The sequence below is a fragment of the Pelosinus sp. IPA-1 genome (assembly GCF_030269905.1).
In the GTDB taxonomy this organism is placed as follows: Bacteria; Bacillota; Negativicutes; order DSM-13327; family DSM-13327; genus Pelosinus.
Genome location: NZ_BSVC01000001.1, coordinates 362,936 through 377,351, shown reverse-complemented (window position 1 = coordinate 377,351; position 14,416 = coordinate 362,936). Strand labels below are relative to the sequence as shown.

Genomic DNA, 14,416 nt, shown 5'->3' with positions numbered 1-14,416 from the left:
TATCTCTCCTAATATCGCACGGCTTGCTGTTGCGTAGTAACTTTTCTTGACCAATCTGCAATGGATGTATACATAAATTCATGCACAACATATCGAGGTTGTACTAATTCAAGAATCCGGTTGACTGCTGAGGACGTAAATGGTAGATGCTCATCAATTTTAAGTACATGACTCATTGCTCTTGCCAAAATATTTTTCTGTGGTACGGCTATACCTCTACTTTGCTTTATGTATTCACCTGATAAGGAATGATGTAGATGTATACCGTGAATGTAATTTTTATATTGGCCTAATGATTCAATAATTTTTAGTACATAATCGATGCCCTCATCTTGGCTCTTTAATTCTGGATTGGTATTCATTAAATGCCCAACATCTAGCATAATACCAACTTTAGAATGCTTCACTTTATCCAGTAATAAAGCAGTAAGTTCTTTATTTTGTAATGTTAACCCTGGCCACCATAAATTTTCAAATAATAATTCCATATCAGACGGTATATCTTTGACTAATTGATTTACTACCTCAAGGGTAGCCTCAATAACTTCTTGATCTGAATAGTTAAACTGCCAATTAAACAATTCTGGAATCCGCGCCTGACTGACATGAAACACAAGGTATTTGGCACCTGCCATTTTTGCTTTACGAATATTATCCCGGTATACATGCAACCACCCCTCGGGATTCAATGCACCATAACAAGCTTCAATTTGATCATCGCTGCCAAATTGCCTAAGTAGTTCTTGTCTGTTACCACGCCAAAAATCCAGCCAGTTGGGCCAAAAACGTAGGTGCACTCCCTGGATCCACTCCTTTTTATGGACGCGTGAATCCCAAGAATCACAAAACATCATTTCCAGCCCATCTAAATGATGCTGATTCAAGAATGCTCGTAAACATTCTGGACTATTATGAATAAGCTCCAAATCCGACGCACAATTAGATAAATTTACAAGTTTTAACATAGCTTAAGTCCTTTACAACAAAATTAGCTTATTTTTCCTGCCAATTGTAGCATAAATAGATTTCTTTACACTGTTAACAAGTGCAATATACTACACTGCAGTGTTTCAGTAGAACACTTCATCTTCTGTTACTAACAGCTAAAATATCGTTTTTAATCCAATCAAGTAATTACGTCCGCTACAAGGCTTACCAGCAGAAGTATCATAATATTTATCGAGTATGTTATTTACGGTTAAAAATGCGGTATTATTCTTATCTAATTTTAAGTTAACATGCGCATCCCATAACCAGTAACTTTTTTCTATAAATTGGCTATTGGTTCGTCCCAGAACGGCCGTGCCTTTTATATCAGCATTCATTTTTTCAGATCCATAGGACATGCCAATATTCCATGTTTCATCCCCTATATTTTTGTCCCTTACAAAATTACTATCATATTGTGTTTTATTCCTAACACGCAAATAGTTATAGCCAATGAATGTTTTTAATTCAGCAGTAAGTCTCTTAGTTAACTGCATTTCAAAACCATCGGCTTTTTGCTTATCCACATTAGAAGGCATCCAATATTCTATTGCAGAATTTGTACTAACATTTTTCCAAGCAATCGCATCATTTAGCCTGCGAGTAAAAGCTGAGAAATTTCCTTCTAATGTATTATCAAATTTATGATTCACTCCAACTTCAGCATTCCACCCAGTTTCTGGTTTTAGATGAGGATTACCATCATAATGGGTCTCTGGTGAACCTGGATAATACGCATTTGCAGGATCAACTGATGATGGCCAGTATAAATCATCAAAACGTGGTGTTTGAAATACTTTACCCCACGATGCGTAATAAGTAGTGCGCTCATTTTGTTTATAATTTGCCCCTAGCTGTGGAGTTGTTTTATTTCCGTATATATCACTATTATCATAACGAATCCCTGGAATAACACTAAACTTATCCGTTATATTCCATTTATCCTGTAAATAAATCGCTTTTACGGTGCTATCTTTACTGCCATACTCACTACTTTCAATCTCGTCTTTTCGCCAATCAATTCCTGTCGTTAACGAGTTTTTCTCATTTATTTTAGAATTTACTTGAAAGTTGAAACCTTTTGTTCTAACGTCATGATCATATCGATCCCAAGTGTTACTGCCTAAACCAAAACGATGGTTCGCATTTTGATAAAATTTAATTTGGTAATCTGTATTAGCAGAGGTATCTTCTGTATAGGTAAAGTCCCAATTATGCTGATTGGTATTTTCATATTTATTAGCTGCTTTCCCTTCATTTTCATGATGAAAGTTTTCATAAGAAAAACTTAAATTACCATTATTCATTTTTTGATCCAACCGCAATGTATAAGCCTCTTGATCAATACCTGTATACCTATATGTTTTGTTATTTCCATCTGAATAATCACCTATTTGCTTTTTATCAGCAGTAAAGAACCAACTCAGCTTATCTTTTTTACCCTCGTTAACCAGGGTGTAATTCTTACTATCCCAATTACCTCCTGCTACTGTTACCGCTGTTTGATTCTTTTCACCTTTTTTCGTAATGATATTAATTACGCCGCCAACAGCATCTGCACCATATAAAGCAGATCTACCGCCTTTTACTATTTCGATGCGTTCAATGTTCCCTATACCTACCAAACTAGCTAGATTGGTCGTAGCCATACCAAGTCCACCTATACCATTAGGCAAATTCATGCGCCTACCATCAATCATCACCACGACTTGTTCACTGCCATTAATAAATGCAGCACTGATGCTGCCTGGAGCACCATTAGATCCTATGGAAATCCCTGGTATATGTTGCAATACCTCTCCGATATTATGATAGTTACCTTCTTCAATTTGCTTTTTCGTAATTACTGTTACATTCGCAGCTGTTTCTGTTATTTTGGTAGGTACCCGATTAGCTGTCACCACCATTTGATCAAAGGAATATTCCTCATTCTCTTCTGCATACACATTTTGCATTTGTAGTAATAGGGCACTACTTAACACACAGGCACATCGCTTGGCTTTTTTCAACCTTATCTTATTTACTTGCACAATTTGCCCTCCTATATATTTGATTTTTACCATTCTTTCAACAGCTTAACTATTATCTATCTGTAGCTTTACGACAGTTATTTACTAAGTAACTGTTACTTTTTTAGCAAACCAATTTTTTCTTGTCCTTGTATATATTTATCCCACAGTTCTTCTACCATATGACTAGCTCCCTGTAACCCCATAAGTGGCCGCTTTTTAAGTATCATTCCATCATAAATGGGTAAGGAGATATGTTGATATGGCACATTCTCCACTGCTTTTTGATGCAAAATAACTATTTCTCTGCTACTCGCCATAAGCAGCCCTCCCGCTAACCCTGCCAAATGCTCTTCTATTGTCTGCTGATCTTTATATCTGTCTAATACGGTACCAATATATTTAGGATACCTCTGTTTAAAAGGAATACCATTTTGTAATACAGTTATTATTTTATTAGGATTTACCCATTCATAACGCATTGCCTGAGATATGCCAAAAGCTACAGAGGAAGGTGCTGAAATAAAAATACTTTCAAACCGCATATTTCCCCATGTCTTTTGCTTTTCGCTATTACAAATGTTTAGTTTTTCTTGCAAATCACGAACTTCTCGCTGAATTGGTTCTAGCCCATTACTTTCACCAGACATATAATAGTCAATCGCTTTTAGCCAATGTAACGAGCCATTTATCCCATAGGGAGGTAAAAGAGATACATAAGGCATCCCATATTGATCTTCTAGTTGCTGCGCCATATCTCGTCCTAATTCATCATGGACCACGATATTAAGTTGGGCTTGAGTCATGTTGGCAATTTCTTGGCTAGTGCTACCTGCCCCTGGACAAGCTAACACTTTATAGCCAGCTAAAGACAACATTCTTCGCAATTCCTGCACATCATTGGCTGCATTATAATAGCCGACACTGCATCCTAGTAAATTAACAGTACTAGACTTTACCACGTTGCGGGCCTGTAATGGCATTACACAGCAATAAGCCCTAGCAGCTGCCTGATAGCCTGGCCAAAATCCTCCTTTTAAATCCAAACTATCCATACAAACTACAGGACAATCCATCTTTGCTTTCTTAGCAATGAGTTGAAGTTCTTCATTGCTAGTTTTGATAACACAACTATTTCCAAGTAATACTATTGATGGCTGAGATGTTTCTTTTATGGATTGTAAAATATGTAACAGATATTCTTCTGTATCAAGAGATACGACATCTTGACTTCTTTGAGAGCAAAAAAAACGCATTGCTGCAGTAGGGCATTGTTTTTCACTATACCCACGGGCTGAAAAGTAACACCATAAAGAACTGTTAATCACCATAACAGCATCTGGGATGCCAGCAAAAAAGGTAGCTGCACCTGTCAATCCACAACTATTGCCCTCTTTACACATATAGGTTGAATGACTAGTTACCATGTACAATACCTCCTCTTTTTTTGCTGATTCCCAAAATAACCGCAAAAAAAATCTCCTAACCTAAAAAGGCTAAGAGATTTTACAATAGCATAAAGCAAATAGTAATCCCGGCATACATATACGCCGGGAAAAAATAAGCACAATAAAGAAACTATCGTACAAATCCCCTCCCCATCTCTCGCAGGTTCTAACGGTGATTGCTATATAGGCAGTTCTCCTGACTCTGGATCATTGCTCGCCCATACCTTCCCAAGACGCTCGTCTCAGTGGCATACACATGGGTTTGCTCCTCATTACAGTGGCGGGACCGCGCCGGAATTGAACCGGACTTCCCTATTAAGCCCCAAAGGGCACCTATACCATCCATATGAATTTTTCTATGTTATAAGATTCACTTTATAATATTTCAAAAGAATTGTCAAGCAATTGATAGCTAGCAGTTCTGCTAAAATTCTATACCTTTTTGAGCCTTTATTCCCTTTTTATAGGGATGTTTAATCTCTTTCATTTCAGTCACTAAATCTGCTTTGTCAATGATCTCCGGACGAACATCCCGCCCAGTCAATACAAGGTGCAACTCAGTAGGTTTTGCGTCTAGTAATTCTAAGACTGCCGCTAAAGATATAACACCAAATTTAATCGCATAATTGATTTCATCTAAAATAATCATATCCCACTGTTTTGCTAAAATTTCTTTTCGTGCCATCGTCAAGGCTTCCTCAGCTGCATGACAGTGCTCCGCCATAGCATCTTCATTTGCATTACGAACAAATCCTTCACCCATCTGGCGCATTACAAAGTTCGGCCCCAAAGCCTCTGCCGCTTTTAATTCTCCATATTTCCAATTGCCTTTTATAAATTGCAATATTAATACTTTAAATCCCTGCCCCCAAGCTCTTAATCCAAGACCTAAAGATGCCGTGGTTTTTCCCTTACCATTGCCTGTATGAACAATAATTAGGCCTTCTCTTTTTTCCATGCAATCCTCTTCCTTTCTTAAATTAGTGATTTTGTCCTGTTAAAATCAGGATATCTTTTAAATGCTGTACATAAAGATCCTGAATCCCTGCATTCTCTCCTAAACCATGAAGATAAACAGCTACTTCAAATCCTGCCGCCAGCAATTGGGATTTAGCAGAGTCCTCCTCATCACCAGCCATATCATTATTGACATGATCACCAGCTACCAGCATAAATGGCATTAGGGTTACTTTTTTGATATTCTGCTTGGTTAACTTATCAATGACGTTTTCGATAGATGGAAAGCCTTCCACTGTATATACAAATACATTTTCTAGACCAGCCGCTTCCATTTTCATTTGCAATGCAGCATAAGCAGTATTAGCGGGATGTATGCCTCCGTGCCCCATAAAAACAACAGCCTCTCGACTTCCTATTTCGGGCAGTTGTACTTTCAAAGCCTGAATTGCCTCTAGATAATCATCGGGCTTCTCTTCTTGACCTGTATAATAAAGCAGGGGACGTCCAATTACTATCTTGTCAAAATGTTTCTCTTTTTGATGCGCATACTGTACAACAATCCTTTTTATCTTATCATATTCCTCGCCAGCCACTACATGCAATGGCTGAATATATACTTCCTTATAGCCTTCTCGCTCTAACTTTTGTATTGCTTCGGTTTCCGTATCAATTTGAATACCGTCTCTAGCAGCTAAACGTTTGATAACAATACGTGATGTAAAGGCTCTGCGTACTTCATACTCAGGAAACGTAGCTCTAATCTTATTCTCTACACTTTCTATGTTTAATCGTAGACCATCCTGATAAGTAGTGCCAAAACTAACAACTAAAATAGCTTTTTTCATCATGAATCACTCCCTGTTTTTTCTTCCTGCTAGTGACAAATCAAAAAATCCTCCAACCAATTAGTTAGAGGATTTGATACATCGTTAAGTAATCTGTTTAATCTATAAAATCCTAGCCTATGTACGCCAGAAAAAATACAAATAACGCCGTTACTTAATCCCCTCCCCATCACTCGCAGGTCAATTGGTGACTGTTATATAGGCAGTTCTCCTGACTTAGAATCATCGCTTCCCAAAACCTTCCCAAGACTGTTGTCTCAGTGGCATAATCATGGGTTTGCTCCTCATTACAGTGGCGGGACCGCGCCGGCTTTGAACCGAACTTCCCTATTAAGCCCAAAGGGCACCTATACCATCTATATGTATTTTGGGATCATACCGCTTGTATCGTATAACAAGCGGTATGATTTGTCAACGCTAGGAATTCATTAGTGAAATAACTGAGGATAAAAAGCCTTAGCTAGCCATTGTACCGTTTTACCGCTTCTGATCCCTTCATTTGTATCATTGAAGGGAAATATAACAAATCGTTGTTTCTTAATTGCTTCTACCTCAGCTAATGCTGGATTTCTAACAAGCATTTGTATTGTTTCCTGGGCTGATTGTGTGGCATGATCATTAATTACTATCACATCAGGATTACGTCTTACTATTTCCTGCCAATTCGTTTTTTCCCAATTTTTTTCCAAATGACTAAATACATTGTCACCGCCTGCTAAGCGTATTAAGTCACTTTCTAAAGATCGACCTGCGACTGTAACCTGATTCCCCATTGCCCCATCAAAGATCAGAACTTGGACTCGTTTATCTACAAAGTCTGTTTTTTCTTTTACTTGCTGAATCTCTGTTTTTACATTTTTAATGATATCTTGTGCTTTCATCTCAATATGAAAAATTTCACCTACATTGCTGATATCATCGTATACATCCTGAATCGTTGCATGCTCTAAAAGCGCTCCTTGAGTAATATAACTTTTAACATTTTGTTTTTCAAGCTCATCCGCAGAACCAATCCACTTATCCTCAAAAGCATCTTTATGACCATAGACAAAATCTGGTTTTGCTCCGAATAAAACCTCTTTTGAAGGATAGTTATCTGATAATACAGGAATTCTATTGTATTGTTCCTTGTATTCAGACTGCGTTTCGCCTTTTAAATGGGTTACTCCTACCAGCTTGTCAGAAAGGCCCAGTGCCAGCATAATTTCGGTGGCATGTTGATTTAAAGTAACAACTCGCTGAGGAACATTTGGAAATTCAATCGTACGTTTATTGTTTTTAACCGCAACTACACCCTGTTGTTCTTTAGAACTAGAGTTTGTGGCTTGTTTATTTGCACAACCTATAAATAAGAATGATATCAGTACTAAAATTGTCAAAAACATGTAATTGATTCGCTTCATACTAATCATTTCCTCCTTAGAATAAAAATAGTTCTACTCAAGCATCCATAAAGAATGCTTAATACGCAGAGTTTAACTCAACTTGACTCTCAATTGGAAAGGACTGCTCCCCAGCTCTTCTATTGTCAGACTCATACATGGAAGGATGATGGGTTACATTCTTTATAACGTTTTGTAATATCTCTATACAAAAAATTCAAGATATTGTTAATTTTTCTTTTCATTTTTCCTACTACTATGACACCTTTTATATCTGAGCATATTACTTCTCTAAATGCCTTTTCTACCACTGCTAGTATATTTTTTTCAGCATCGTGACAAGAAACATAAGCACCCGTAATCCTTACTTTTAAGAATCCGTCTGCTGTTACTTTCACTAATTCTACATTGGCATGATAAGCATCTAACACTGGCCGAATTTTTTCTTCAACTGTAATTTTATTAACTTGCTTTTTCATTTACTCACCTCCAATTAATCCCAATTATTCATCTAACAAATCTTCTGCATTCGTTGGTACAATATATCCTAGAAGCCAAGGTACGGACCTTCCGGATTAAACCTTAACAGCACCCTACCCCATCTAATCCAGTAACATCGGATATTAACTTATAAAATTGTAAATTCCTCGTTTTTATTTTTTACATAATAAAAAATGGATTTTTCAGATTGTCAGCCTAACTTCTGCTAGGGAGAATTGACTACCTGAAAAATCCATTTTTATTCTTAGTCACAGGAAAAAAAGCACTGTGAAACTAGTCTATAATAGACTGCCAAATAATCCCCTCCCCATCTCTCGTAGGTCAAACGGTGATTGTCAAATAGGCAGTTCTCCTGGCTCTGGATCATTGCTCCTCCAAACCTTCCCAGGATTTCCATCCCAGTGGCATACTCTTGAAGTTGCTCACCAATACAGTGGCGGGACCGCGCCGGCGTTTTACCGGACTTCCCTATTAAGCCCTTACGGGCACCTATCTCTATATTCTATTATCCAAAAGAATAAATTAGGTAAAGTTTAATTTGACCTTAAATACTGCAAATCGCATATACACCACCTTATAAGGATTGCCACTTTTAGGCAAACAAAAATGGATTTCTCAGATAGTCAGCCTAACTCTTCGCAGGAAGAGGTGACTATCTGAAAAATCCATTTTAATACTAGTTCCACTAAAAAAACGACACGAAACCAGCCTATAACATAGACAACTCAAATAATCCCCTCCCCATCTCTCGTAGGTCAAACGGTGATCGTTAAATAGGCAGTTCTCCTGGCTCTGGATCATCGCTTCTCCAAACCTTCCCAAGATCTTCATCCCAGTGGCATCTTCTTGAAGTCGCTCACCAATACAGTGGCGGGACCGCGCCGGCATTTTTTACCGGACTTCCCTATTAAGCCCTTGCGGGCACCTATCTCATTTTATTAGATTGTGCATTTTGTAACTCACTTATTTAAAATATCACATTCCTACTTTCTTGTCAATTTGTTTCCGCATAGTCTGTTGTATTTATTTGTCAATACCATCTTTTAATCGGACTACTCCTCATCATATTCTACCAATAACTACATATATTTATCATATCTTTTAATAAGATGAAGACCGATACATCTTTTGACGAAAGTTTTATTAGCACACTCTCTGGTTCACTCTAATGTCTCTTCCACTAGAGATTTTTTCTAGCATAATGTAAAAATGCTGCATAAAGAGTAAATAATCATGTATCGAGGAGGAGAGTTGTGGGACTAGGAAAAACACCTCTACAGATTCCCCCCTGGCAGTTAATCACTTCCTATTGGTTTTCAAAAAAGGCGCCTCTAGCCTGGGGATTACTCCTTATCACCATCTCACTAAATGTAGGAATTGTTTTTATTCATCTGTATTTAAATCATTGGCAAGGCAATTTTTATCACCAACTCCAATATTATAATTATGCTGGTTTTATTAGTGCATTATTTGATTTCAGCCAGATCGGTGGCATTTTTATTATTATTTCCGGGTGCCAGGTCTTTTTTCAAATGATGCTGCAAATACGTTGGCGACAATGGATGACCCACTACTATCTGCAGCGCTGGCTTCAGGATAAAACCTATTATTACATGAATCATTTACTCCATAGTACTGACAATCCAGACCAACGCATCAGTGAAGACCTACATTTACTTGCTTCAAATACACTTAGTCTTTTCTTCGGACTATTAAAACAACTAGCTACTCTTCTTACCTTTATTATGGTCTTGTGGCAACTGTCTGGGAACCTTGGCGTTACAGTTGGTCATACTTCTATAACCATCTATGGTTATCTAGTCTGGGCATCCTTAGGATATTCCTTCATAGGCACCTACATTATTACGCAAGTAGGACGCCCATTGGTGAAGCTACATGTTTTACAACAAGGTTACGAAGCCGATTTTCGTTACGCCCTTGTCCGTTTTAGAGAAAACGACGAAAGCATTGCACTATATAACGGCGAGGCTGCAGAAAATAATAATTTCAAAAATATTTTTCATAATATTTATACTAACTTTGGAAAAATAATGAATACAAATAAAAATATAACCTGGTTAACTGCCAGTTATTCTCATTTATCCATCGTTTTTGCCTTTCTCATGGCCTCGCCCCTCTATTTCAATAACGAAATACAGTTAGGTCAGCTCTTTGAAATATCCGGAGCTTATTGGTATGTCCACTCTGCCCTTTCTTATATTATTGATAGTTTTAGCAAAATTGCAGAATGGCAGTCTATTTTGATTCGTCTTAAGTATTTTACCCAAAATATGAATAAAGCTCAATTATTGCTAAAAGAAACCCAAGCACTTACCATAAGGTTCCCTGCAAACAATACTTTTATCGCCGAAGATCTTTCTATACAAAGTCCCCGGAGGGAACCTTTGTTAAAATACTTTTCTCTACAGTTAATGAAAAAGGATAATCTACTAATTATTGGCCCCTCCGGCTCTGGCAAAAGCACTTTATTAAAGACCTTAACTGGGCTTTGGCCTTTTTCCCAAGGTACAATTTCTTACCCACCCAAGGAAAACGTAATCTTACTACCGCAAAAATCATATATTCCAATCCATACACTATACAACGTACTTCTATACCCTCGCCATACTACTCCAATTACCAGGCAATCTATGCAAAAAACATTGAAACTGTGTCAGTTATCATTCCTTACGGAAAAATTAGATCAAGAAGAAAATTGGGGGAAAATCTTATCCTTAGGCGAGCAACAAAAATTAGCAATTGCCAGAGCCATCTTACACAAACCGGACTGGCTGCTACTTGATGAAGCAACTTCGTCTCTCGACAAAGAAACCGAACTCTATATGTATAACCTCTTGCAAACAGCCTTGCCAAGAACCGTGCTAATCAGTGTAGGACATCGGGATGTATTAAAGAAATTTCATACCTTACAACTGAAGCTAGACGGATTAGGACGCTGGGAATTATCAAAACTGCCCGCAATGTGAAAAATGACGTTACCGAAAGAAAGCTGCCTATCTATGATAAGCAGTTTTCTCAATCCATAATTATTTTATTATAGAATCTCTATACTTATTTTACCCCACAAGTGATAAAAACTATGAGGCATTCGTAGTAGCTGGCTTGCCAATATCATCCCAATTTGACCATTTGTAATATTGATCAATCCATTCACTCAATTTTTTTAACCTGGTTTCTCTGATTTCGTCTTGTTTCACCCAAAGTTCCTGAAACCTGGATACAAAGGAAAAAATATCGGTAATGACCGTGGAAAAATCAAGTGAGGTAATGGCCTGTGTACTGACAGTATTGGGAGTAGAAAATATAATTTTTTGAGAAACTGCGTTAAAATCATCAAAAGCCCTCAATGCCTCCATTACCATTGGCTGATACCTGGAATCATTCACATTGGGAATACGGCTTCCCCCAATTGCTTCTAATTCAATGGTGGAACGTATACCTGAAAATTTTGCTGCCACAATTTGATATTTCAGCTGCGCTTCAAAATAGTTCTGGTCTTTTGCTTGCTTGGCATATTTTTCTTTAATCAGCAGCACATAACTTTCTGCAATTTGTTTGGCTGAGGCACAATAAAAGGAGGCAGGAAGGGCAGCCTCTTTTGGCGCGCTGTCCGCCGCACCCGCAAAAGATGGAAAGGCAAACAAAAGGGCCAGTGGCAAGAGTGCCAATGTTTTCTTCATGATGAACCACATCCTTTCTCTCCTATCAAACATGACTCCCCACCTTTACTTGCTGAACATCAGATTCCAGCGCCATAGGATGTAAGACAATCTGGTAACCGACGGTCAAATCCAGAAAGCCGTTGCCTTCTTTTATTTTTTTATAACCTAAGGCGCTTGTCCGCTTGCAAAGCTGAGCATAAATCTCCGTTTCGGTCAGGGTGCGTTCAAAATCCTGTTCGCACTGATTAATGATGAGAGCCGCAGCCCCGGCAATATGAGGGGTAGCCATGGAAGTACCAGAAAGAATGGCATAACGATTATCTGGATAGGTGGAAAGAATGCCAACACCGGGAGCCACCACATCAATTTCCTTATTCATCGTACTGAAAGACGCCAATTTTTTATCCAAATCCACAGCTCCCACACCAACGACTTCGTTATAACCGCCAGGAAACTGCCTTTCCACTTGCCCTGTATTACCGGCGGCGCAGACTACTAATACACCAGCGCCGATTGCCTGAGCAATGGCGGTATGTAAGGCCGGGTCATCCGCTTCCCCACCTAAGGACATGGACAGGATGCGCACCTTTTGTCCTTCAGGCCCCTGCCACTCCAAGGCATAGTTAATCGCATCAATCAAATTTTGGTAGCCACCGCCACCACTACTGTCAAGTACCTTGAGAATGAGCAAGCTAACTTGCGGGGCCATACCAACAACACCCTGCCCATTTTCAACAGCAGCAATCGTTCCCGCCACATGGGTACCATGTCCGTTGGTATCACCAAATTGATCCGGATCACTATTATTATTCGTTGTAAAATTACGTCCGCCAATGATTCGGTCCTTTAAATCGGGATGGTCCAATTGGCAGCCGGTATCCAGAATGGCAACTACTACCCCTTGGCCCCGCTTGCTTGGCTCCCAAACTTCCGGTGCTTTCATTAATTGAATACCATCGGGTATTTTTTCCGCATTGTCCAAGATTTCTTTCACCTCAAAAGGTAGAAGCTTCATTTCATGCATAAGAACACCTCCTTAAAAATTCATATGTCAATTGTCATGCATCTCGAAGTAGCACCACCGTCATTAAAGGGAATAAAAGTATTCCGCACGCCCTCGCTAAAGAAGGCCGTGCGGAAATTGCTTTTGTACTTATTTCTTTTCGAGTTCTTCTGGACGTACGAACCTGAATGCCACCTTGGTGCGGGTCGCGGAGACCGCTGCGGCTGCGCCTACAGCCTCTTTGGCAGCGACATCGGCAACATCAATAATCACAGATGCCGTGTTCAGATGAGCATTGATAGCGGCACCGCTTACCGTAGTACCCAGACCATAACTGCTTGCAGTGCTTAGGGAGGCATCGGCTTTCTTCACAACAGAACCGGTACTCAAGCCACCGCTGATAAGCTGGATAATATTTGCCGCGCTGCCGCTGACAAACCAGAGAGTATCGACAGCCGGAGCCAGCATCCAAGTGGCCTCGGCTGGTGTTGCCGTGTCAACTATGGTGGTATAAGTACCGAAAGATCCTGCTCGCAAGCTGGCGCCTGTTGTTTTAATCAGGCGATAAGAATACGATGTATAATTGGTATCATAGTTGGCACGCAGCACATAGGCAGCTCCGCTGCGAAAAGCAACATCCACGAAATCTCCTTTTTGCTCACCCGAAGGAGTTGTGGGAAGCGCAGAAATTGTAACTGGCGTAGTTCCTAGCACAGGAGTAGTCAGATCTACCGATTCTATCTTGGAAGCAGGGTTACCGCCGCCTTGCTGAGCGCCACCAATTGAAGAAATATAAGCAAAATCTCCTTCCACCGCTACAGAAACGACATTTTTATTCAAACCTGAAACCACGGATGCAGTGCTGCCGTCAACCGGCACAACAGCCAATTTGGAATTGGTATAGTTGGAATAACTGCCTGATTCCAAATAGCTGAAAATAGCAATTAAACCGTAATCGGAGTAATCCATGCCGTTGCCATGGGGAAGATAGGTGGTCCCGCCACTACTTACTGAACCCATGGTATAAAGCGTGGAAGTATTATAAGTTGTTAGATCCACTGCAGTGATTTTGCCCGAATCATAATCCTGCACGTACATGTTATTGCCAACAACAACCAGCCCATAGGGATTGCTGAAGCCCCAAGTTGTACTGAGCTTTTGAACAAGTTGTTCCCAAGCGCCGGTAGTGGCGTTAATCTTAAACAATGCTACCCGGGCATTTCCAGCTGTTCCCGGTGTAGTGTAGGTATAGGCGGAAATCATGACGCAATTGTCGCTGCCGTGTTTATACCCTAGTACGCGGGGATCGCCTGATATTATTTCTGGATCTAAGCCAGCTCCAACGTCAATGTGTGTTATTTCCGGTACCCTGCGATTTCCCAACGTATTTATTGAACTGACAATTCCTTGGCTATAGCTGCCGTTGATTACGCCGCATGCAAGTCTTGACATAAACAATCACCTCATCCTCATTTTTTTAAACATCTTTCTTTATAATGCAATCTTGAATCCTGTCTTTCAGACTACATTCAATGGAATCACCCCCTTTCCATGTTCTACGTGAACCTCCGGTCATTATAGTTCTTCTCCCAAGGCAA

The 14,416-nt window shown here is 39.4% G+C and carries 11 protein-coding genes and 4 riboswitches; of the genes, 1 reads left to right on the top strand and 10 read right to left on the bottom strand.

Going from position 1 to position 14,416, the window contains the following annotated elements; genetic code table 11:
- Window positions 1-8 precede the first annotated feature (8 nt).
- The 7 genes from QSJ81_RS01615 to QSJ81_RS01585 form a co-directional block, all read right to left on the bottom strand.
- Window positions 9-965, bottom strand: a complete 957-nt coding sequence (locus QSJ81_RS01615; protein ID WP_285715665.1) for a TIM barrel protein — start codon at window positions 963-965, stop codon at window positions 9-11.
- Window positions 966-1,103: 138 nt separating this feature from the next.
- Window positions 1,104-3,017: a TonB-dependent receptor plug domain-containing protein gene (locus QSJ81_RS01610; RefSeq protein WP_285715664.1), complete on the bottom strand. Its 1,914-nt coding sequence runs from the start codon at window positions 3,015-3,017 to the stop codon at window positions 1,104-1,106.
- A 95-nt stretch (window positions 3,018-3,112) separates the two neighbouring features.
- On the bottom strand, window positions 3,113-4,423 hold the full coding sequence (locus tag QSJ81_RS01605) for a nitrogenase component 1 (protein ID WP_285715663.1): 1,311 nt from the start codon (window positions 4,421-4,423) through the stop codon (window positions 3,113-3,115).
- 190 nt (window positions 4,424-4,613) lie between these two features.
- Window positions 4,614-4,796, bottom strand: a riboswitch (cobalamin riboswitch).
- A 72-nt stretch (window positions 4,797-4,868) separates the two neighbouring features.
- The gene (gene cobO / locus QSJ81_RS01600; RefSeq protein WP_285715662.1) at window positions 4,869-5,402 is read right to left on the bottom strand and encodes a cob(I)yrinic acid a,c-diamide adenosyltransferase; all 534 of its coding nucleotides are present in this window, start codon (window positions 5,400-5,402) and stop codon (window positions 4,869-4,871) included.
- 22 nt (window positions 5,403-5,424) lie between these two features.
- Entirely contained in the window at window positions 5,425-6,252 is an 828-nt protein-coding gene (locus QSJ81_RS01595; RefSeq protein ID WP_285715661.1) for a sirohydrochlorin cobaltochelatase, read from the bottom strand.
- A gap of 181 nt (window positions 6,253-6,433) precedes the next feature.
- Window positions 6,434-6,615, bottom strand: a riboswitch (cobalamin riboswitch).
- A gap of 62 nt (window positions 6,616-6,677) precedes the next feature.
- Window positions 6,678-7,652 carry an ABC transporter substrate-binding protein gene (locus tag QSJ81_RS01590; RefSeq protein WP_285715660.1) on the bottom strand — a complete coding sequence of 325 codons (975 nt, stop codon included), beginning with the start codon at window positions 7,650-7,652 and terminating at the stop codon, window positions 6,678-6,680.
- A 131-nt stretch (window positions 7,653-7,783) separates the two neighbouring features.
- Window positions 7,784-8,110 (bottom strand): NifU family protein, encoded by a 327-nt coding sequence (locus tag QSJ81_RS01585; protein ID WP_285715659.1) that lies wholly within the window; start codon window positions 8,108-8,110, stop codon window positions 7,784-7,786.
- Window positions 8,111-8,457: 347 nt separating this feature from the next.
- Window positions 8,458-8,640, bottom strand: a riboswitch (cobalamin riboswitch).
- Between the two features lie 251 nt (window positions 8,641-8,891).
- Window positions 8,892-9,076, bottom strand: a riboswitch (cobalamin riboswitch).
- A 309-nt stretch (window positions 9,077-9,385) separates the two neighbouring features.
- Here QSJ81_RS01585 and QSJ81_RS01580 point away from each other — a divergent pair.
- Complete coding sequence (locus QSJ81_RS01580; protein WP_285715658.1) at window positions 9,386-11,119, top strand: ABC transporter ATP-binding protein/permease; 1,734 nt, start codon at window positions 9,386-9,388, stop codon at window positions 11,117-11,119.
- 111 nt (window positions 11,120-11,230) lie between these two features.
- Here the strand turns inward: QSJ81_RS01580 and QSJ81_RS01575 are convergent, their stop codons facing one another.
- From QSJ81_RS01575 to QSJ81_RS01565, 3 genes are all read right to left on the bottom strand, one after another.
- Window positions 11,231-11,833: a hypothetical protein gene (locus QSJ81_RS01575; RefSeq protein WP_285715657.1), complete on the bottom strand. Its 603-nt coding sequence runs from the start codon at window positions 11,831-11,833 to the stop codon at window positions 11,231-11,233.
- A 25-nt stretch (window positions 11,834-11,858) separates the two neighbouring features.
- Complete coding sequence (locus QSJ81_RS01570; RefSeq protein WP_285715656.1) at window positions 11,859-12,839, bottom strand: S8 family peptidase; 981 nt, start codon at window positions 12,837-12,839, stop codon at window positions 11,859-11,861.
- Between the two features lie 129 nt (window positions 12,840-12,968).
- The gene (locus QSJ81_RS01565) at window positions 12,969-14,270 is read right to left on the bottom strand and encodes a hypothetical protein (protein ID WP_285715655.1); all 1,302 of its coding nucleotides are present in this window, start codon (window positions 14,268-14,270) and stop codon (window positions 12,969-12,971) included.
- Between the last annotated feature and the right edge of the window lie 146 nt (window positions 14,271-14,416).

What these genes read in the sequence shown, in the direction of transcription:
- QSJ81_RS01590 (WP_285715660.1), bottom strand. Translation starts at nt 7,652, where the DNA reads ATGAAGCGAATCAATTACATGTTTTTGACAATTTTAGTACTGATATCA.
- cobO (WP_285715662.1), bottom strand. Translation starts at nt 5,402, where the DNA reads ATGGAAAAAAGAGAAGGCCTAATTATTGTTCATACAGGCAATGGTAAG.
- QSJ81_RS01565 (WP_285715655.1), bottom strand. Translation starts at nt 14,270, where the DNA reads ATGTCAAGACTTGCATGCGGCGTAATCAACGGCAGCTATAGCCAAGGA.
- QSJ81_RS01605 (WP_285715663.1), bottom strand. Translation starts at nt 4,423, where the DNA reads ATGGTAACTAGTCATTCAACCTATATGTGTAAAGAGGGCAATAGTTGT.
- QSJ81_RS01575 (WP_285715657.1), bottom strand. Translation starts at nt 11,833, where the DNA reads ATGAAGAAAACATTGGCACTCTTGCCACTGGCCCTTTTGTTTGCCTTT.
- QSJ81_RS01595 (WP_285715661.1), bottom strand. Translation starts at nt 6,252, where the DNA reads ATGATGAAAAAAGCTATTTTAGTTGTTAGTTTTGGCACTACTTATCAG.
- QSJ81_RS01585 (WP_285715659.1), bottom strand. Translation starts at nt 8,110, where the DNA reads ATGAAAAAGCAAGTTAATAAAATTACAGTTGAAGAAAAAATTCGGCCA.
- QSJ81_RS01570 (WP_285715656.1), bottom strand. Translation starts at nt 12,839, where the DNA reads ATGCATGAAATGAAGCTTCTACCTTTTGAGGTGAAAGAAATCTTGGAC.
- QSJ81_RS01615 (WP_285715665.1), bottom strand. Translation starts at nt 965, where the DNA reads ATGTTAAAACTTGTAAATTTATCTAATTGTGCGTCGGATTTGGAGCTT.